The sequence below is a fragment of the Microbacterium barkeri genome (assembly GCF_027921765.1).
In the GTDB taxonomy this organism is placed as follows: domain Bacteria; phylum Actinomycetota; class Actinomycetes; order Actinomycetales; family Microbacteriaceae; genus Microbacterium; species Microbacterium barkeri.
Genome location: NZ_BSEJ01000001.1, coordinates 165,682 through 185,357, shown reverse-complemented (window position 1 = coordinate 185,357; position 19,676 = coordinate 165,682). Strand labels below are relative to the sequence as shown.

The following is a 19,676-nucleotide window of genomic DNA, read 5'->3' as shown; positions in this document are numbered from 1 at the left end:
CGGGTGCGCGTCAGGGCTCGAGCAGGCCGCGGATGTCGTCGGCCGTGAGCGCCTGCGAGAAGAGCGCGTCGTCGTCCATGACCGCCGAGAACAGGCGCGCCTTGCGCTCCTGCAGGGCCATGACCTTCTCCTCGATCGTGTCGGCCGCGATCATCCGGTAGACCATCACCTGCTTGGTCTGCCCGATGCGATGCGCGCGGTCGACGGCCTGCGCCTCGGCCGCGGGGTTCCACCAGGGGTCGAGGAGGTACACGTAGTCGGCTTCCGTGAGCGTGAGCCCGAATCCGCCGGCCTTGAGGCTGATGAGGAAGACCGGCGCGTCGCCCGAGCGGAAGGACTCCACGACGGCGGGACGGTCGCGGGTCGAGCCGTCGAGGTGCGCGTGCGCGATGCCCTCGCGATCGAGTCGCGCGGCGACGATGTCGAGGTACGACGTGAACTGGCTGAAGACGAGCGCCCTGTGCCCCTCGGCGATGACCTCGGACAGCTGCTCGACGAGCGCGTCGAGCTTGCTCGAGGGGATGTGCGCGTGCGCGGGATCGACGAGCTCGGGCGCGAGGCTCAGCAGGCGCAGGAGGGTGAGCGACCGGAACACGATGAAGCGATTGCGGTCGAGGTCGTCGAGCAGCCCGAGCACCTTCTGGCGCTCGCGCTGCAGCACGGTGTCGTACACCTCGCGGTGCGCGGCGCTCAGCTCGACGTGCAGCCTCTGCTCCTGCTTGGGCGGCAGGTCGTCCGCGACGAGCTCCTTGGTGCGCCGGAGCATGAGGGGGCGGATGCGGCGGCGCAGGCGGGCGAGGCGGCGCTCGCGGTAGTCGGCGCCCTCCTGGTTCTCGGGGACCTTCCCCTTCTCGATCGGCCCGATGTACTCCTCGCGGAACCGCCGTGCCGAGGGGAAGAGCCCGGGGGCCGCGAGCGAGAGGAGCGCCCAGAGCTCGGAGAGCCCGTTCTCGAGCGGGGTGCCCGTCACGGCGAACGTCACGTCGGCTCTGAGGTCGGCCGCTGCCCGGTGCACGCCCGTCTGCGGGTTCTTCGCGAACTGCGCCTCGTCGAGGATGAGGCCCGCCCATTCGACCCCCGCGTACTCCGCCGCGTCGAGCCGCAGCAGCGCATACGACGTCACGACGATGTCGGCGTCGGCCGCGGCGTCGGCCAGCGTGCCCGACCGCTTCGTGCGCGTCGCGTCGATCCGGTGGACGCGCAGCGATGGCGCGAAGCGCGCCGCCTCGTCGCGCCAGGTCGCGGTGACGGACGTGGGCGCGACGACGAGGAACGGGCGCCGCTCCCCCGCCTCGCGCGTGTGCAGGATGAGCGCGAGCATCTGGATCGTCTTGCCGAGCCCCATGTCGTCGGCGAGGATCCCGCCCAGGCGATGCCGCCACAGGAACGCGAGCCAGTCGAGACCCGCCTGCTGGTAGGGCCGCAGACGTGCCGCGAGCCCCGCAGGCGGCGGGGTCGGCTCGATCCGGTCGATGTCGCGCAGGCCCTCGGCCGTCGCCCGCCACGACGCCGCCGGCGCGGACTCGTCTGCGAGGTCCTCGAAGTCCGCCCAGAGCGCCGTCTGATAGCGGCTGATGCGCGGTCCGGCCTCCCACTCCGACAGTGTCGCGGCCTCGTCCACGAGATCGCGGAGCCGCTGCAGCGCCGGGTGCGCGAGCGAGAAGTAGTCGCCGTCGGCGAGCAGCAGCTTCTTGCGGCGCTGGCTGATCGCGGTGAAGAGCGGGGCGAACGGGATGCGGCGGCCGTCGATGGTCACGACGACGCCGAGATCGAACCAGTCGGCGTCGGTGCTCTCGACGGTCGAGACCGAGATCTCTGGCACGCCGGCGAGCTCGCGGTACCGCCGCCGCGAGCCGCTCGTCTCGACGCGGACGCCCTCCGCCTCGAGCGCGGGCAGGATGCGCTCCGAGAACTCCGCCGCGTCGACGTCGCGCAGCTCGCCCGACGGGGCGAACGGCACGTCGGCAGCGCCCTCCCACGCGCGCGCGATGCGCTCCGCGAGCGCCGCCTCGGCCGCGCCGTCCCGATCCGGGTCCGGCGAGGCCGGGCCGCCCGGCTCGCCCAGCGGATGGCGCGCGAGCCCCGCGTAGGCGCACGACAGCGCATACGTCGTGCGGTCGCCGGGATGGAACGTCACGGCGATCACCGCCTGCGGAGCCGGCCGCTCCGGCACCTCGATGCCCTCGGGAGCGCGCACCTCGACCCGGCGCGCGATCACGGGCAGGGCGTCGCGGACGAACTCCTCCGCATCCTCGGCCGGCACGTCGAGCTCGCCCTGCGCGCCGACGAGGAGGGCGACCGGATCGGCCAGCGCGACCGGTGCGAGCGTGAGGGAGATGCGTCCGCCCTCAGAAGCGAACGCGTAGACGCCCGAGCGCGCGACAGGGCGGACCGAGGCGAGGTCGACCGGCGCGCCGTCGATCTCGATCTCCGCCCGCACGCTCAGCGCGCCGTCGTCCGCCTCGTCGATGCGCACCCGCGCGGACGCCAACCGCGCGAGCCGCACGTCGAGGAGCTTCTGCGTCGGCACGAGGGGGATGCCGAGGCCGTCGGCCGCGCGCAGGTGCGTCCAGAGCAGGGCGGACGGGATCGAGTCGAGCGTGAGCCACTCCGATCCATCGCCGAACGCGTCGAGCCGGAACACGTCGCGCGCGATGCTGTAGAGCTCGGCGAACCAGCGCGACTGCGCGTGCGGGAATCGGCTGCCGGGGCGTCGGACCGCGTCCCACGACGCATCGCCCTTGATCCACGCGCCCGAGCGGTCGCTGCGCAGGAGCGGCCGCAGCCCCACGAACAGCTCGCCGGCCGTGCCGCGCTCGAGCTGACGCGGATGCGCGGCCTCGGCGCGCCGCGCCTGCCATCCGCCCGCCGAGCGCGCTGGCCGGTGCCGCAGCTCGACCCCGAGCGCGAGCGGGACCGTGTCGGGCGCCGTCGCGGTCTCGGCGGGCGTCACGAGGCTGCGCCACGAGGCGCCGGCTCCGTCGGGGCGCCGCCCCTGCGCGGCGTTCCGCTGCTGCGCGTTGCCCGCGAGCAGCGCCGCGACGACGTGCTTGCAGCGGCTGCGCAGGGGGCAGCTGCACTGCGATGCGACGATCGCCGACGTCCGCGCGTCGAACCGCACCCGCACGGTGTAGCTGCGCGCCGACGATCCGGCGACGCGCGCGGTCAGGGTGACGCCGTCGGTCATCCACCGCGCGTGCTCGACCGCGCCCTCCTGGAAGTACGCGAGCCCGCGCGCGTACGCTCCGTCGTCCGCCATCCTGCGGATGGCGTCGACGGGGACGTACGGCGCGGGCACGCGGAGCGGACCGAGGTCAGTTCGAGCGCGCGATGCGCGCGAGGACGCCGTGCACGAAGGCGCCGGACTCCTCTGTGGAGAGCTCCTTGGCGAGCTCCACGGCCTCGTCGATCGCGACGGCCGTCGGGACCTCGTCGTTGAAGAGGATCTCCCACGTGCCGATGCGCAGCAGCGCCCGGTCGACCGCGGGCATGCGCTCGAGCCTCCAGTCGCGGCTGTGCGTCGTGATCTGCTCGTCGATCTCGTCGCGGTGGTCGATCACGCCGTCGACGATGTCGCGCGCGTACAGCCACGACGCCTGTCGGGCGGGCTCCCCCGCCGCGCGCTTCGCCTCCGCGGCGAGCGTCACCTCGAGGGCGTCGCCGCGGACGTCCGAGGAGAAGAGGATGTCGAGGGCGCGCTTGCGCGCCTTGGTGCGTGCGCTCACTCGCGCGGCTTCAGTTCACGCGGCCGAGGTAGTCGCCCGTGCGGGTGTCGACCTTGACCTTCGTGCCGGTCTCGAGGAACAGCGGGACCTGGATCTCCGCACCCGTCTCGACGGTCGCGGGCTTCGTGCCGGCCGACGAGCGGTCGCCCTGCAGGCCAGGCTCGGTGTACGTGATCTCGAGCACGACCGACGCCGGCATGTCGAGGTACAGCGGCTGGCCGTCGTGCAGCGCGATCGTGACGAGCTGGTTCTCGAGCAGGTAGTTCGACGCGTCGCCGACGACGGCGGCCGGCACGTTGATCTGGTCGTAGTCCGTCGCGTCCATGAAGACGAACGAGTCGCCGTCGTTGTAGAGGTACGTGAAGTCGCGGCGGTCGACGTTCTGGATGTCGACCTTGGCGCCCGCGTTGAACGTGCGGTCGACCACCTTGCCGGACACGACGTTCTTCAGCTTGGTGCGCACGAACGCGCCGCCCTTGCCGGGCTTGACGTGCTGGAACTCCACCACGCTCCAGAGCTGTCCGTCGATGGCGAGGACGACGCCGTTCTTGATGTCTGCGGTGGATGCCATGTGCGTAAGTGATCCGTTCGTGTGGATTCGTCGAGAGAACTCAGGGCCCGCGGACGGGCCGAGAGAAGATCCTAGTTCAGATCGACGTGCGTCGGATGGATGACCCGCTTCAGGAAGTCCTGCATGCGCGGGGTCTGCGGGTTGCCGATCACCTGCGCCGCCGGGCCCTCCTCCACGACGACGCCGCCGTCCATGAAGACGACGCGGTCCGCGACGACCCGCGCGAACTCCATCTCGTGGGTGACGACGAGCATCGTCATGCCGTCGTCGGCCAGCTGCCGCATGATCGCGAGCACGTCGCCGACCGTCTCGGGATCGAGCGCCGATGTCGGCTCGTCGAACAGCATGAGGTGGGGGTCCATCGAGAGCGATCGCGCGATCGCGACGCGCTGCTGCTGGCCGCCCGACAGCTGGTCGGGGTACCGTCCCGCGAGGGCGCCCAGCCCCACGCGGTCGAGGTTGGCCTGCGCGATGCGCTCGGCCTCCGCCTTCTGCCGCCGCAGGACCTTGAGCTGCGCGACCGTGCAGTTCTCGAGCACCGTGAGGTGCGGGAAGAGGTTGAACTGCTGGAATACCATCCCCACGTGGCGGCGCAGCTCGTCGATGTCGAGGTCGGGGTCGGTGACCTCGCGGCCGCCGACCTCGATCGCGCCGCCGGTCGGCTCCTCGAGGAGGTTGACGCAGCGCAGCAGCGTCGACTTGCCCGAGCCCGACGGCCCGATGAGGCACACGACCTCGCCGGGAGCGACCTCGAGGTCGATGCCCTTGAGCACCTCGTTCGAGCCGTACGACTTCCGCAGGCCGCGGATCACGACGCCGAACTGCGCGGCGTTCTCGGATGTGCCGGTCATGTCTCGTCCTCCGACGTCTATCGCCTGGTCCGCGCCGAGCGCGACTCGAAGCGCCGCGACAGCTGGCTGAGCGGCAGCGTGATGATGAGGTACATGGCGCCCGCGACGACGAGCGGGGTGATGCCGGCGCCGTACTGCAGGATGCCGTCGCGGCCGAGCTTGGTGAGCTCGAAGCTCTCGGCGGCGAGGCCGATCACGTAGATGAGCGATGTGTCCTTCGTGACGAGGATGAACTCGTTCGTCAGCGGGGGCAGCACCATCCGGAACGCCTGCGGGATGACGATCGTGAGCATCGCGCGCCATCCGGGCATCCCGAGCGACCGCGCGGCCTCGTACTGGCCGCGCGGGACGGCCTGCAGGCCCGCCCTGAGCGTCTCGGCGATGTACGCGGCGGCGACGATCCCGAGCGAGAGCATCACGACGAGGATCGTCGGCCAGCGCGTCCCCGGGAACGCGGCCGGCACGCCGAACCCGAAGGCGATGAACACGAGCAGCGCGGGGATGCCGCGGAAGAACTCGATGTACGCGGTCGCGATCCAGCGGTACGGCGCGAACGACGACAGCTTCATGAGCGCCAGGAGCATCCCGAGCGCGAGGCCGAGCGCGAAGGACACGATCGTGTAGACGATCGTGTTCTTGAGCCCGACGAGGATGATCCCGGGGAACATCCCCGCGACGGCCGGGAAGTCGAAGAACGAGTCGAGGATCCGCGGCCAGTCGATGACGATCGCCAGGACGACGATCAGCGCGACGAAGAGCCCGGCCTGCGCGTACTGCGCCGTCCGCGCGCGCTGGCGTGCGGTGAGTGCCATCGGGCGCCCCGCCTAGGAGCCCTCGCCGAACCAGGTCGCCTTGAGCTCGTCGAGCTCGCCGGACTCGGTCAGGCGCTGCAGGGTGCCGTTCACGACCTCGAGCAGCGCCGTGTCGCCCTTCTCGACCGCGATGCCGAGCTTCTCGCCGGTCTCGAAGTCGGCCACGCGCTCGAAGCCCTCCTCGTCCTTCACGCCGTATGCGAGGACCGAGACGTTCCCGAGCACGGCGTCGACCGTCCCGGCCTTGAGCGCCTCGAGCTGGAGGCCGGCGTTCTCGAAGCCAATCGGCGAGATGCCGTTCTCCTGCGCGTACGCCTCGCCCGTCGTCCCCGACTGCACGCCGACCTGCTTGCCGACCGCCGACTCGAGGTCGGTGATGCCGGAGTCCGCGCTCGCGATGAGCGTGAGGTCGTCGTCCATGTAGGGCTCGGAGAAGTCCATGTTGCCCTTGCGCTCCTCGGTGATCGAGATCGAGGAGATCGCCGCGTCGCACTTGTCGAACGACAGGCCCGACTGGATGGACTCGAACGAGTCGACGATCACCTCGAGCTCGGCGTCCAGGTCGGCCGCGATCTCGTTGGCGATGTCGATGTCGAAGCCCACGGTGTCGCCGTTGTCGTCGATGAACTCGAACGGCTCGTAGGGGATGTCGGAGCAGACGGTGAACGTGCCGGGCTCGACGAGGGAGACGCCGCCCTCCTCGGCCGGCTCCTCGCCGGCGCCGGAGGCGCATCCTGCGAGGGCGAGGCCGGCCGTGCCGGTGACGAGCAGTGCGGTGATCGCACGGGAGCGGAGCTGCATCATCGCGACGCCTTCCTTCTGGGTGACGAGAGGGACTCTCGGGTGCTGTTGGGCCATCCTAGTCGCGGGGTCGGCCGGCCTGGAGGATGCGACCCGCGTCCTCCTCGCCGATCTCCTGGTATGCCGCGAAGAGGAGCGACTCGTCGGGCGCCTGCGCGACCGTCGGCTTCCCGATGTCGTCGAGGAGCACGAACCGCAGCATGCCCGCGCGCGCCTTCTTGTCGCGTTGCATGGTGGCCAGCAGCTGCGTCCACGCGCCCATCCGGTACGTCGTGGGCAGCCCGAGCGCGGTGAGGATGGCGCGGTGGCGGTCGACGGCGGCGTCCGAGAGCCGGCCCGCGAGTCGCGACAGCTCGGCGGCGTACATCATGCCGATCGAGACGGCCGCGCCGTGCCGCCAGCGGTAGCGCTCCGCGTGCTCGATCGCGTGGCCCAGGGTGTGGCCGTAGTTGAGCGTCTCGCGCACGCCCGACTCGCGGAAGTCCTCCCCCACGACGTCGGCCTTCATCCGGATCGCGAGCTCGATGCAGCGGCGGAACTCGGGGGTCGACGGGTCGGTCGCACGGGCCGGATCGGCCTCGACGATGTCGAGGATCTCCGGGTACCGGATGAAGCCGGCCTTCACGACCTCGGCGAATCCCGCGACGGCCTCGTTCTGCGGCAGGGTCGCGAGCAGGTCGAGGTCGCACAGCACGGCGCGGGGCGCCCAGAACGCGCCGACGAGGTTCTTGCCCTCCGCGGTGTTGATGCCGGTCTTGCCGCCGACGGCCGCATCGACCATGCCGAGGACGGTCGTGGGGATCTGCACGACGTCGACGCCGCGCAGCCACGTGGCCGCGACGAAGCCCGCGAGGTCGGTCACGGCGCCGCCGCCGAGCCCGACGACCGCGTCCGTGCGCGTGAAGTCGGCCTGGCCCATGATCTGCCAGCAGAACGCGGCGACCTCGACGCGCTTGGCCTGCTCGGCGTCGGGCACCTCGGCGAGGAGCACCTCGCGCCCCGTGTCGCCCATGAGGCGCTCGCGCAGCTCCTCCGCGCGCGCCCCGAGCGAGGGCTGGTGCACGACGAGCACCTTCTTCGCGGCCGGCGGGAGCACCTCGCCGAGGCGCGCGAGCACCCCGCTGCCGACGATGACGTCGTACCCTGGCGTGCCGGCCACGCTGATCACGGTGTCGCTCATGACTCCTCCTCCGTGCGCGCCGCGCGCGCTGTCGTCTCGTCGTCGGCTGGCTCGTCGCCGCGCAGCCACGCCACGATCCGCTCGACCGTGCGCTGGGTCGGGCCGCGCGACGTGTCGAACACGGCGTCCGCCACCTCGGCGTAGAGGGGCTCGCGCTCGGCGCGGATGCGCGCCCATTCGGCCACCGGATCGACGTCGCCGTTGAGCAGCGGGCGCTTCTGGCCCCGGATGCGGTGGGCGATCGCGGTCTCGTCGACCGTCAGGAGCACGACGCGGTGCGCGCGCAGGCGCTCGCGCGTCTCGGCGGAGAGGACGGCGCCTCCCCCGAGCGCCACGACGCCGCCGCCCTCGAGCGCCGTGCGCACGGCCTCGCGCTCGATCTCGCGGAAGCGCGCCTCGCCTTCGCGCGCGAAGAGCTCGGCGATCGGGCCGTGCGCGCGGACGATCGCGGTGTCGGTGTCGGTGAACGGGAGACCGAGCGCGCGCGCGACGCGCTTGCCGAGGCTCGACTTGCCGGCACCCATCGGGCCGACGAAGACGATCGCGCCTGCCGCGTGGCCGTCAGAGGACGGCGTCATGCGCGAGGGCGGCCGTGCGCTGCGTCTCGGGGATCGCGGCGAGGTAGGCCTCGAGGTTGCGGCGCGTCTCGGCGACCGAGTCGCCGCCGAACTTCTCGAGCACGGCCTCGGCCAGCACGATCGCCGTCATCGCCTCGGCGACGACGCCGGCGGCCGGCACGGCGCAGACGTCGGAGCGCTGGTGATGCGCCGACGCGGTGTCGCCGGTCGCGACGTCGATCGTCCGGAGCGCGTGCGGCACGGTCGCGATCGGCTTCATGCCGGCCCGCACGCGCAGGATCGTGCCCGTGGACATCCCGCCCTCGGTGCCGCCCGCGCGGTCGGAGCCGCGCACGATGCCGTCGTCGCCGGCGAACAGCTCGTCGTGCGCCTGCGACCCGCGGCGCCGGGTGGTCTCGAAGCCGTCGCCGACCTCGACGCCCTTGATCGCCTGGATGCTCATGAGCGCCTGCGCGAGCTTCGCGTCGAGGCGGCGGTCCCAGTGCACGTGCGAGCCGAGCCCCGGGGGCAGGCCGTACGCGAGCACCTCGACGATGCCGCCGAGCGTGTCGCCGTCCTTCTTGGCGGCATCGACCTCGGCGACCATCCGCGCGCTCGTGTCCGCATCGAAGCAGCGCAGCGGATCCGCGTCGAGCGCGGTGACGTCGTCGGGCGCGGGGAGCGGCGCGTCATCCGGCACGCGCACGGGGCCGATCGACAGCGTGTGGCTCACGAGGCGGATGCCCAGCTCGCCGAGGAAGCACCGCGCCACGGCGCCGAGTGCGACGCGGGCGGCGGTCTCGCGGGCGCTCGCGCGCTCGAGGATCGGCCGCGCCTCGTCGAAGCCGTACTTCTGCATGCCCACGAGGTCGGCGTGCCCGGGGCGCGGCCGGGTGAGCGGGGCGCCGCGGCCGCGCGACTTCTCGGTGAGCTCGACGGGCTCCGCGCTCATCACCTCGGTCCACTTCGGCCACTCGGTGTTGCCGATGCGCAGGGCGATCGGGCTGCCCATGCTGAGGCCGTGGCGGATGCCGCCCGAGATCGACAGCTCGTCCTGCTCGAACTTCATGCGCGATCCGCGCCCGTAGCCCAGCTTGCGGCGCTGCAGGTCTTCCTGGATGGCGGAGGCCGTGACGGGGACGCCTGCGGGCAGTCCCTCCATGATGGCGATGAGTTCGGGGCCGTGCGATTCGCCGGCGGTCAGCACGCGGAGCATGGCCACTAGTCTCCCATGAGCGCGGAGCGCATCGCGGCCACGACCTCGTCCTCGCGGTCGAGGGGCGCCTCGGGGTCGCCCGTCGTGAAGATCCGCACCTGCAGAACGGCCTGGTGCAGCAGCATCCCGAGGCCCGAGTGCGCATCGCCGTCCGCCCAGCGTCGGGCGAGCGCCGAGGGCCACGGCGCGTACGCCACGTCGAAGAGCGGCCCTCCGGCCGCCGCGAGGCGGTCGGCCTGCGCACCGGGCAGCTCCGCCCCGCCGGGGAGCGTCGCGATCGTGAGGTCGGCCGGCGCGTGCGGATGGTCGAACGACGACACCCGCACGTCGATCCCCGCGCGCTCGCCGATCGCCACGAGGGGCGCCGCGCGCTCGGCGCTGCGGGCGACGACGTCGACGCGACGCGCGCCCATCTCCCCCACCGCGACGAGCGCGGAGGACGCGGTCGCGCCCGCCCCCGCGATGCGCGCGGTCTCGAGCCGCCTGATGCCGAGCTCGTCGAGCGCGCGGACGATCCCGCCGACGTCGGTGTTGAACCCGAGCGGGCCCTCGCCGTCCCACTGCGCGATGCCCGGCAGGTCGGGTGACGGCGTGCCGAAGAACAGCGTGTTGACCGCGCGCGTGAGCTCGGCGCGTCGCCCGCGCCACGCCGCCGCGCGGTGCGCCTGCTCCTTGAGCGGCATCGTCACGGCGAGACCGCGCCATGCGCGCTCCGCGAGCGCGGCGTCGAACGCGTCGCGGGAGACCCGCCGCCGCTCGAAGACCCAGTCGAGCCCGAGCACGCGGTACGCGGCCCCGTGGAGCTGCGGCGAGCGGCTGTGCGCGATCGGGTCGCCCCAGACCTCGAGACGGATCTCACTCACAGTAGGTCGAGTTCTCCTCGCTCGCCCTGCACCACTCCTGGAGGCGTGCCACGGCGGCCTCGTGCTCGGCGAGGGTGCTCGAGAACACGGTCTCGCCGGTGGCGAGGTCGACCGGCACGAAGTACAGCCAGTCCCCTTCCGCGGGCGAGATGGCCGCGGCGATCGCTGCCTCGCCGGGGAGGCCGATGGGTCCTGCGGGCAGCCCCTCGTGCACGTACGTGTTGTACGGGTTCGACGCGTCGGCGCGCTGCTCGTCGGTCGTCCACACGGTGTGGGTGCTGTCGGCGCCGTAGGCGACCGTCGCATCGGACTGCAGGAGCATGCCCTGCTCGATGCGGTTGTAGAACACGCGCGCGATCTTGGGCATGTCGTCCTCGCCGCCGGCCTCGCGCTGCACGAGCGCGGCCATCGTGAGGATCTCGAAGCGGTTCTCGGGCGCGACGCCCTGTGCGTCGAGGCGCTCGAACATCTCGTCCACGAGCACGCGGATGACGTCGTCCGCGGTCGCGTCGGGATCGAACGTGTACGTCGCGGGGAACAGGTATCCCTCGATGCTCGGCGCCTCTTCGGGGATGCCGAACCGCGTGTAGTCCTCCGCCGCGGCCTGGAGCTCCTCGAGCGGGACGTCGGTGACCTCCGCGATGTTCTCGAGCGCGTCGGCGGCGAAGCTGCCCTCCGTGATGAGCACCGTGTTCTCGAGGCGCGTCGCGGGGTCGTTCAGAGCCTCGAGCGCGGCAGCCGAGGTCATCTTCCTCTGCAGCTGGTACACGCCGGGCTGGAAGGTCGTCTCGTCGCCGGTCTCGATGAGGTGGCGGTAGAAGGAGTCGCTCTCGAGCGTGACGCCGGCCTCGTGCAGCGTCTCCGAGATGGCCTCTCCGGTGTCGCCCTCGGAGATCGTGACGAGCGCCTCGCCGGTCGCCTGCCCCTCCTCGTAGTCGTGCGGGCCGTCCCATCCCATCACCGACGCGATGCGCTCGCCGTATGCGCTCCAGACCCACAGACCGCCCGCGACGACGCCGCCGAGCAGGAGGAGGACGATGAGCGCGGAGATGAGGCAGCCGAGCCGGCTTCCCCTGCGCTTCGCCGGGCGCTCCGCGTGCTCGGGGGCGAACAGGTCCTCGAGGCCGGCCGGACGCCGGTCCTCGGGTGCGGGCTCCGCCGCCTGCCGTTCGGGGGCCGGAGCGGCGAGGGGCGCGGCGGCGCCCGCGACGTCGTGCGCCGCGGCGCTGGGCAGCTTGCGCCGCGCCTCCGCCGCGAGCTCGCGCTCACGGCGCTCGCGCCGGGTGAGGGCGCGCTCGGCGCGGGGATCGGGGGAATCGGGCATGCGGATGTCTACTCCAAACCGGTGCGGACGGCGATCCCGGGGGCGACCCCCGTCTGCTTCTCCGTGTCGACCGCGTGCTGCAGCAGCACGACCGCGGCGACCTGGTCGACAATGCTACGCGACCCCTTCTGGGATCGGCCGGACTGCCGCAGCGCCGTGTGAGCGCTCACGGTGCTGAGCCGCTCGTCGACCATGCGCACGGGCGCCGCCTGCGCGGTCGCGAGCTCGGCGGCGAAGTCCCGTGCATCCTGCGTCGAGGGCGTGTCGTCGCCGCGCATGTTGAGCGGGAGCCCGACGACGATCTCGACCGGCTCGTGCTCGGCCGCGAGCTCGACGAGCCGCGCGATCGAGCGGTCGTCGCGCGGCACGGTCTCGACGGGCACGGCGAGCATCCCGTCGGGGTCGCACCGCGCGACGCCCATGCGCGCCTTCCCCACGTCGACGCCGAGGCGGACGCCCCGGCGGAACCCGGTCATGCAGCGAGACCCGCGCGCACCGCGTCGAGCGCGGCCGGCAGGGCGGTCGCGTCGGCGCCGCCGCCCTGCGCCATGTCGTCGCGCCCGCCTCCGCCGCCGCCGAGAGCGGCGGCCGCGGCCTTCGCGAGCGCGCCGGCCTTCGCGCCGGCGCTCCGGGCAGCCTCGTTGGTCGCGACGATGACCACGGGCCGTCCCGACACCTCGGCGCCGAGGGCCACCACGGCCGCATCCGCCCCGAGCCGGTCGCGCACCTGCGTCACGAGGGCGCGCACGTCGTCGGGCGAGCCGACCGATCCGAGGGACTCCGCGACGACCCGGTAGGCGCCCGTGCGCACCGCGGCGTCCGCGAGCGCCGGCACGCGCTCGGCGAGGGCCTTCGCCTCGAACTGGGCGATCCGCTTCTCAGCCGCCTTGAGGGCGGCGGCGAGCTCGGAGACCCGCGCCGGCAGTTGCTCCTTCGGCGTCTTGAGGGCGGCCGTGAGCTCGTTCACGAGAGCGCGCTCGGCGGTCAGCTCGCGGAACGCGTCGAGCCCGACCAGGGCCTCGACCCGGCGGTTGGACGCGCCGACCGAGGACTCGCCCGTGATGCTGATGAGCCCGACCTCCGCCGACGTCGACACGTGCGTGCCGCCGCACAGCTCCCGCGACCAGGGTCCGCCGATGTCGACCATCCGGACCTTCTCGCCGTACTTCTCGCCGAACAGCGCCATCGCGCCCGCGGCCTTCGCCTCGTCCAGCGACAGCACGCGCGTGGTCACCTCGAGGTTGTCCCGCACGGCGTTGTTGGCGATCTCCTCGATCTCGCTCCGCGTGGCGGGGCTCAGCGCCTGACCCCACGTGAAGTCGAAGCGGAGGTATCCCGCGCGGTTGAGCGAGCCGGCCTGCGTCGCGCCCTTGCCGAGCGTGTCGCGCAGCGCGGCGTGCACGAGGTGCGTCGCGGAGTGCGCCTGCGTCGCGGCGCGGCGGTTCGCCGCGTCGACGACCGTCGTCGCGGGCTGGCCGACGCCGACCTCGCCGCGCGTGACCTCGACCGTGTGGCTCACGAGGCCCGCGACCGGGCGCTGGACGTCGAGCACCTCGAGCTCGAAGCCCGGGCCGACGATCGTGCCCTTGTCGGCGACCTGTCCGCCCGACTCGGCGTAGAGCGAGGTCTCCGCGAGGATGACCTCGGCGATCTGCCCCTGGAGCGCCTGCGGCACGCTGAGGCCGTCGACGAGCACGCCGAGCACGGTCGACTCGGTCTCGAGATCGGTGTACCCCGTGAACTGCGTCTCTCCGAGTGCGCGGAACTCGCGGTACACGCCGACGTCGGCGATCGCGCGCTTGCGGGAGCGGGCGTCGGCCTTCGCGCGCTGCTTCTGCTCCTGCATGAGCGCGTCGAAGGCGTCGCGGTCGACGCCGAGTCCGGCCTCCTCGGCGATCTCGAGGGTGAGATCGATCGGGAAGCCGTAGGTGTCGTGCAGGAGGAACGCCTCGGGGCCCGCGAGCGTCGCGCCGCCGGCCGCCTTCGTCTTCGACACGGCCGTGTCGAGGATGGTCGAGCCCGCCGTGAGCGTGCGCAGGAAGGTCTCCTCCTCGGCGAAGGCGTACGACGAGATCCGCTGCCAGTCGGACTCGACCTCGGGGTAGCCGGCCTTCATGGCGTCGCGCGACGCCTCGAAGAGCGCGGGGAAGGTGGCCTCCTCGACGCCGAGCAGGCGCATCGAGCGGACCGTGCGCCGCATGAGCCGGCGCAGGATGTAGCCCCGACCCTCGTTCGACGGCGTGACGCCGTCGCTGAGGAGCATGAGCGACGAGCGCACGTGGTCGGCGATCACGCGGAAGCGCACGTCGTCGCCGTGGTCGACCCCGTAGCGGCGGCCGGAGAGCTCGACCGCGCGCTCGAGCACGGGACGCACCTGGTCGGTCTCGTACATGTTCTCGACGCCCTGCTTGAGGAACGCGACGCGCTCGAGACCCATGCCCGTGTCGATGTTCTTCTTCGGCAGCTCGCCGACGATGTCGAACTCGGTCTTGGACCGCACGTTCTCGATCGCGTTCTGCATGAACACGAGGTTCCAGATCTCGAGGAAGCGGCTGTCGTCGACCGCGGGGCCGCCGTCGCGGCCGTAGGCGGGGCCCCGGTCGACGTAGATCTCCGAGCACGGTCCGGCCGGTCCCGGCTGGCCGGTCGTCCAGAAGTTGTCCGCGCGTCCGAGTCGCTGGATGCGCTCCGCGGGGATGCCGGCGACCTTCCGCCACAGCGCGGCGGCCTCGTCGTCGTCCTCGTACACCGTGACCCACAGGTCGCGCTCGGCGAACCCGAGCCCGCCATCCGCCTCGCTCGTCGTGAGGAGCTCCCACGCGTACGCGATCGCGCCCTCCTTGAAGTAGTCGCCGAACGACCAGTTGCCGAGCATCTGGAAGAACGTGCCGTGGCGGGCGGTCTTGCCGACCTCCTCGATGTCGTTCGTCCGGATGCACTTCTGCACATCGGCCGCGCGCGGGTACGGTGCGGGCACCACTCCCGTCAGGTACGGGATGAACGGCACCATGCCCGCGATCGTGAACATGATCGACGGGTCGTCGCTCACGAGCGACGCCGAGGGCACGATGGTGTGGTCGTTCTTCTCGAAGTAGTCGAGGTAGCGCTGCGCGATCTCCGCGGTCTTCATGAGGTGGGGATTCGTCCTTGCTGTACGTGCGAAAGCGGCCGCCGATCGGGCGGCCGCGGGAACGTCGAGGGTCAGGCGTCGACGGCGGCGCCGCGGCGGGCTGCCTCCGCGTTGTAGGCATCCGACATGCGCTCGGTGAACTCGTCGATGCGCGCGTCGATCGCCGCGAGGAGCTCGTGGCCGCGGGGGTCCTTGTTCATGAGGTGCGCGACGACGAGGCCGCCCCCGATGCCGAGCAGGAACCACAGCAGCTTCTTCATGTCATCCGTCCTCGCGCCCGTCGCGTCCGTCGGCGCCGCGCGTGCGGCGCGGCGTCCTCCCATCCTAGTTCCGAAAGGGAGCGCGAAAGCGAGAGGGCGCCGGGGCCGAAGCCCCGACGCCCTCCCGACGCGCGTCGCGATGCGCGATCAGCGCGCCGCGTAGTACTCGACGACGAGCTGCACGTCGCAGGTGACGGGCACCTCGACGCGCTTCGGACGACGCACGAGCTTCGCCTGGAGCTTGTCGAGCTCGACCTCGATGTAGCCCGGGACCGGGGGCAGGACCTCGGCGTGACCGCCGGCCGCTGCGACCTGGAAGGGCTCCAGCGCCTCGCTCTTGGCCTTGACCTCGATGGTCTGGCCCGGCTTCACGCGGAACGAGGGACGGTCGACGATCTTGCCGTCGACGAGGATGTGGCGGTGCACCACGAACTGGCGAGCCTGCGCCGTCGTGCGGGCGAAGCCCGAACGCAGCACGAGGGCGTCGAGGCGCATCTCGAGGAGCTCCACGAGGTTCTCACCGGTCAGGCCGTCCTGGCGACGGGCCTCGTTGAACGCGATGCGCAGCTGCTTCTCGCGGATGCCGTACTGCTCGCGCAGACGCTGCTTCTCACGCAGGCGGACGGCGTAGTCGCTGTCGGCCTTGCGCTTGGTGCGGCCGTGCTGGCCGGGGCCGTAGGGGCGCTTCTCGAGGTAGCGCGCGGCCTTCGGGGTGAGCGCGACGCCGAGCGCGCGCGAGAGGCGGACCTTGCGGCGGTCCTGGGACTTGGTGACCATGGTTTCCTTTCACGTGGCCGCGACTGTCGCGGACACACGGACGTACATCGCTCTTCTCCCGTTGTGGGCGTACGCCGGACTGCCCGGAGGAATGCGAAGAGGGATGTGCCCGGATTTCGAGCCGACTCAGCTTATCAGACCGCGCCGGCGAGGCCGCTCGGCGATCAGCCCTCGAGGATGCGGCGGATGCGCTCGAGCCGTGCCGACACCTCGCGCTCGCCGCCGTGGTTCGTCGGCTCGTAGTAGCGCGTGCCGACGAGCTCATCCGGCAGGTACTGCTGCGGCACGACGCCGACGTCGCTGTCGTGCGGATAGAGGTAGCCCTTGCCGTGCCCGAGGCGCTTCGCCCCCGCGTAGTGCGCGTCGCGGAGGTGCTTCGGCACGGGCCCCATCCGCCCGGCCTTCACATCCGCGATCGCCGAGCTGATCGCACGGTACGCGGCGTTCGACTTCGCCGCGGTCGCGAGGTAGATCGTCGCCTCGGCGAGCGGGATGCGCCCCTCCGGCATGCCGATGAAGGCGACCGCGTCGGCCGCGGCGACCGCGATCTGGAGCGCCTGCGGGTCGGCGAGACCGATGTCCTCCGCGGCGTGGACGACGAGGCGGCGCGCGATGAAGCGCGGATCCTCCCCCGCCTCGATCATCCGCGCGAGGTAGTGCACGGCGGCGTCGGGGTCGGAGCCCCTGATCGACTTGATGAACGCGCTGATGACGTCGTAGTGCTCGTCGCCCTGGCGGTCGTACCGCAGGAGCGCGCGGTCGACGGCCTGGGACACGTGGTCGGCGGTGATCAGGGGCCGGACGTCGGCGTCTCGCTCCTCTGCCGTCGCGCGGTCGTCCGCCGCCTCCGACGCGGCGACCCCCGCGCTCGCCTCGAGCGCCGTGAGCGCCCGTCGCGCGTCGCCCGACGCGAGCTGGATGAGCGCGGCGCGCGCCTCGGGCGCCAGCACGACGGCGTCGGCGAGTCCGCGCGCATCGGACACGGCGCGGTCGATGAGCGAGCCGAGGTCGTCGTCGGTGAGCGGCTGGAGCGTGAGGAGGAGCGAGCGCGACAGCAGCGGAGAGATCACCGAGAACGACGGGTTCTCGGTCGTCGCCGCGATGAGGATGACCCAGCCGTTCTCGACGCCCGGGAGGAGCGCGTCCTGCTGCGCCTTCGTGAACCGATGGATCTCGTCGAGGAAGAGGATGGTCGACTGCCCGTACAGGTCGCGCTGATTGAGCGCCTCCTGCATGACCTCGCGCACATCCTTCACGCCCGCGGTGATCGCCGACAGCTCGACGAAGCGGCGGCCCGACGAGCGCGCGATGGCCTGCGCGAGCGTCGTCTTCCCCGTGCCGGGAGGGCCCCAGAGGATGACCGAGACGGTGCCGGGATTGGTCGCGTTCGGATCGGCGAGGGCGACGATCGGCGAGCCCGGCCGCAGCAGGTGCGCCTGGCCGGCGACCTCGCTCAGCGACGTCGGGCGCATGCGCACGGCGAGCGGCGTCTGCCCCTGGAAGAGCGCGGAGGCGGAGGTCATCGTTCCAGGCTAGTCCGGACCGCCGACACCGGCCTGGGCGAGGACGACACGGCACGGGTTTGGGAGCCCGCGGGGCGGCGGCGTAGTCTCTTGCCCGGCTCAGACCGTGAACGAAGGAGAATCCGTTGGCCAACGGGAAGAACCGTGCCGAGCGCGAGGCGCGTGAGCGCGCGCGTCTGTACGAGGCCCGCAGGCGTCTCCACGAGACGCAGGTCGCCCGACGTCGACGCGACAACGTCATCGCCCTGAGCGCCGCCGCCGTCGTCATCGCGGGCGCCATCGCGGCGCAGGCGCTGTTCTACTCCGTCGGCCCCGGCGCACCGGAGCCGACCCCGACGCCGTCGCCGACCGGAACCACCGTCCCGGCGCCGCTCGAGACGCCTGCGGCCACGACGCCCGCCCCCTCGGAGGCGCCCGCAGCGGAATGACGTCCGCCGCAGACCGCGGCCACGGCCCGTACTAGGCTGGGGCGCGTCCTGTTCCCCTCCCGCGGATGCCCGCGCAAGGAGATTCCTGTGTCGATTCCCGAGCACACCCCCCAGACCGACTCCACGCCCGAGGAGGCGGCCGTCGCGGCCGACGTCGAAGCGACGACCGCCGACGCGGACGCGCTCACGGAGAAGGCCATCGCCGACAGCGCCGTCGTCGAGGCCGGCGAGGTCCCCGCCCCCGACGGCGATGACGCCGCGGGCCCGGCGGCTCCCGCCGACGAGACGCCCGCCCCCGTTCCGTCGCCGCGTCCGGGTCCTCCGGCTCCCGCGGCGCCCGCCGAGCCGACCGAGCCCGGCGCTGTCGTCGTCGAGGAGACCTGGGGCCGCGTGACCGAGAACGGCGTCGTGTCCGTCCGCGAGGGCGACCAGTGGCGCGTCGTCGGCGAGTTCCCCGACGGCACGCCCCAGGAGGCGCTCGACTACTTCGTGCGCAAGTTCGCCGACCTCGAGTTCAAGGTCGCGACCCTCGAGCAGCGCCACACGCGCGGCGGCGCCTCCGCGAGCGACCTGCGCGGTCAGGCCACCCGCCTTCAGAAGGACGTCGTCGGCGCGACGGCCGTGGGCGACCTCGCCGGCCTCGAGAAGCGGCTGACGACGCTCGTCGAGGCGCTCGCCGAGGCGACGGCCGAGGAGGCCGCGGCCGCCCGCGCCGCCGTCGAGGCCGCGATCGTCGAGCGCACCGCGATCGTCGAGAAGGCCGAGGCCCTCGCGGCGCGCGATCCCAAGACGGTCCAGTGGAAGCAGGCGACGGCCGAGCTGTCCGACCTCTTCGCGGCCTGGCAGAACCACCAGCAGAACGGGCCGCGCCTGCCCAAGGCGCAGGCGCAGGCGCTGTGGAAGCGATTCCGCGATGCCCGCTCGACGGTCGAGCGTCAGCGTCGCGCGTTCTTCGCCGAGCTCGACGAGGTGCACAAGGCCGCGCGGGACGCGAAGAACCGCCTCATCGAGCGGGCCGAGGCGCTCGCGCCGCGCGGCGAGGAGGGCATCCCCGCCTACCGCACGCTCCTCGACGAGTGGAAGCGCTCGGGCCGCGCAGGCCGCAAGGCCGACGACGCGCTCTGGGCGCGCTTCAAGGCGGCCGGCGACGCCCTGTACCAGGCGCGCGCCGAGCGCGACGCCGCCGAGCAGGCCGAGTCGGCTCCCCGCATCGAGGCGCGCAAGGCCCTGCTCGAGGAGGCGAAGGTCGTCCCGGACACGAAGGACCTGACCGAGGCGCGCCGCATCCTGACGGGCATCCAGCGCCGCTGGGACGAGGTGGGCCGCATCTTCCCGCGCGACGTCGAGCGCGGGCTCGACGACCAGCTCCGCAAGATCGAGCAGGAGCTCAAGCAGCGCGAGGACCTCGACTGGAAGCGCAACAACCCCGAGACGAAGGCCCGCGCCAACGACCTCGGCAGCCAGCTCCGCGAGGCGATCGAGAAGCTACAGGAGGAGCTCGCCGCCGCCGAGGCGAAGGGCGACCGCAAGGCGATCGCCGACGCCAAGGAGGCTCTCGAGGCCCGACAGGCCTGGCTGCGCGCGATCGGCGGCTGACCGCGCGCCGCAAGCGGCCCTCGTCCACCGGACGCGGGGCCGCTTCGTCGTCCACAGGCATC

Annotated in this window: 18 protein-coding genes; 2 read left to right on the top strand and 16 right to left on the bottom strand. The window is 72.5% G+C overall.

The genetic code is table 11. The features are described from left to right. Positions 1 to 10 precede the first annotated feature (10 nt). The 16 genes from PKE79_RS00930 to PKE79_RS00855 all read right to left on the bottom strand — a co-directional run bounded on the left by PKE79_RS00930 (position 11) and on the right by PKE79_RS00855 (position 17,590). Positions 11 to 3,259: a DEAD/DEAH box helicase gene (locus tag PKE79_RS00930; protein ID WP_438822809.1), complete on the bottom strand. Its 3,249-nt coding sequence runs from the start codon at positions 3,257 to 3,259 to the stop codon at positions 11 to 13. A 55-nt stretch (positions 3,260 to 3,314) separates the two neighbouring features. After that, positions 3,315 to 3,725 carry a transcription antitermination factor NusB gene (nusB, locus tag PKE79_RS00925; RefSeq protein WP_271171787.1) on the bottom strand — a complete coding sequence of 137 codons (411 nt, stop codon included), beginning with the start codon at positions 3,723 to 3,725 and terminating at the stop codon, positions 3,315 to 3,317. 10 nt (positions 3,726 to 3,735) lie between these two features. After that, positions 3,736 to 4,296: an elongation factor P gene (gene efp / locus PKE79_RS00920; protein WP_271171786.1), complete on the bottom strand. Its 561-nt coding sequence runs from the start codon at positions 4,294 to 4,296 to the stop codon at positions 3,736 to 3,738. A gap of 71 nt (positions 4,297 to 4,367) precedes the next feature. Further along, on the bottom strand, positions 4,368 to 5,147 hold the full coding sequence (locus PKE79_RS00915; protein WP_271171785.1) for an amino acid ABC transporter ATP-binding protein: 780 nt from the start codon (positions 5,145 to 5,147) through the stop codon (positions 4,368 to 4,370). Positions 5,148 to 5,164: 17 nt separating this feature from the next. After that, the gene (locus PKE79_RS00910; RefSeq protein ID WP_271171784.1) at positions 5,165 to 5,959 is read right to left on the bottom strand and encodes an amino acid ABC transporter permease; all 795 of its coding nucleotides are present in this window, start codon (positions 5,957 to 5,959) and stop codon (positions 5,165 to 5,167) included. 12 nt (positions 5,960 to 5,971) lie between these two features. After that, the gene (locus PKE79_RS00905; protein WP_271172176.1) at positions 5,972 to 6,760 is read right to left on the bottom strand and encodes an ABC transporter substrate-binding protein; all 789 of its coding nucleotides are present in this window, start codon (positions 6,758 to 6,760) and stop codon (positions 5,972 to 5,974) included. Positions 6,761 to 6,818: 58 nt separating this feature from the next. Continuing rightward, entirely contained in the window at positions 6,819 to 7,940 is a 1,122-nt protein-coding gene (gene aroB, locus PKE79_RS00900; RefSeq protein WP_271171783.1) for a 3-dehydroquinate synthase, read from the bottom strand. After that, entirely contained in the window at positions 7,937 to 8,518 is a 582-nt protein-coding gene (locus tag PKE79_RS00895; RefSeq protein ID WP_271171782.1) for a shikimate kinase, read from the bottom strand. The genes aroB and PKE79_RS00895 overlap by 4 nt, the downstream gene beginning before the upstream one ends. Beyond that, the gene (gene aroC / locus PKE79_RS00890) at positions 8,502 to 9,713 is read right to left on the bottom strand and encodes a chorismate synthase (RefSeq protein ID WP_271171781.1); all 1,212 of its coding nucleotides are present in this window, start codon (positions 9,711 to 9,713) and stop codon (positions 8,502 to 8,504) included. The genes PKE79_RS00895 and aroC overlap by 17 nt, the downstream gene beginning before the upstream one ends. 5 nt (positions 9,714 to 9,718) lie before the next feature. Further along, on the bottom strand, positions 9,719 to 10,576 hold the full coding sequence (locus PKE79_RS00885; RefSeq protein WP_271171780.1) for a shikimate dehydrogenase family protein: 858 nt from the start codon (positions 10,574 to 10,576) through the stop codon (positions 9,719 to 9,721). Continuing rightward, positions 10,569 to 11,900: an endolytic transglycosylase MltG gene (mltG, locus tag PKE79_RS00880; RefSeq protein WP_271171779.1), complete on the bottom strand. Its 1,332-nt coding sequence runs from the start codon at positions 11,898 to 11,900 to the stop codon at positions 10,569 to 10,571. Before mltG ends, PKE79_RS00885 begins: the two co-directional genes overlap by 8 nt. Before the next feature lie 8 nt (positions 11,901 to 11,908). After that, the gene (gene ruvX / locus PKE79_RS00875) at positions 11,909 to 12,376 is read right to left on the bottom strand and encodes a Holliday junction resolvase RuvX (RefSeq protein WP_271171778.1); all 468 of its coding nucleotides are present in this window, start codon (positions 12,374 to 12,376) and stop codon (positions 11,909 to 11,911) included. Beyond that, on the bottom strand, positions 12,373 to 15,030 hold the full coding sequence (alaS, locus tag PKE79_RS00870) for an alanine--tRNA ligase (RefSeq protein WP_271171777.1): 2,658 nt from the start codon (positions 15,028 to 15,030) through the stop codon (positions 12,373 to 12,375). Before alaS ends, ruvX begins: the two co-directional genes overlap by 4 nt. 71 nt (positions 15,031 to 15,101) lie before the next feature. Next, complete coding sequence (locus PKE79_RS00865; protein ID WP_271171776.1) at positions 15,102 to 15,290, bottom strand: hypothetical protein; 189 nt, start codon at positions 15,288 to 15,290, stop codon at positions 15,102 to 15,104. Between the two features lie 147 nt (positions 15,291 to 15,437). Next, entirely contained in the window at positions 15,438 to 16,067 is a 630-nt protein-coding gene (rpsD, locus tag PKE79_RS00860; protein ID WP_271171775.1) for a 30S ribosomal protein S4, read from the bottom strand. A gap of 164 nt (positions 16,068 to 16,231) precedes the next feature. Continuing rightward, on the bottom strand, positions 16,232 to 17,590 hold the full coding sequence (locus tag PKE79_RS00855; protein WP_271171774.1) for a replication-associated recombination protein A: 1,359 nt from the start codon (positions 17,588 to 17,590) through the stop codon (positions 16,232 to 16,234). 125 nt (positions 17,591 to 17,715) lie between these two features. Between PKE79_RS00855 and PKE79_RS00850 the strand changes: the two genes are divergently transcribed. Both PKE79_RS00850 and PKE79_RS00845 read left to right on the top strand, forming a co-directional pair. Beyond that, positions 17,716 to 18,018: a dioxygenase gene (locus tag PKE79_RS00850; RefSeq protein ID WP_271171773.1), complete on the top strand. Its 303-nt coding sequence runs from the start codon at positions 17,716 to 17,718 to the stop codon at positions 18,016 to 18,018. Positions 18,019 to 18,105: 87 nt separating this feature from the next. After that, positions 18,106 to 19,614, top strand: coding sequence for a DUF349 domain-containing protein (locus tag PKE79_RS00845; RefSeq protein WP_271171772.1), 1,509 nt, complete (start codon positions 18,106 to 18,108; stop codon positions 19,612 to 19,614). Positions 19,615 to 19,676 lie beyond the last annotated feature (62 nt).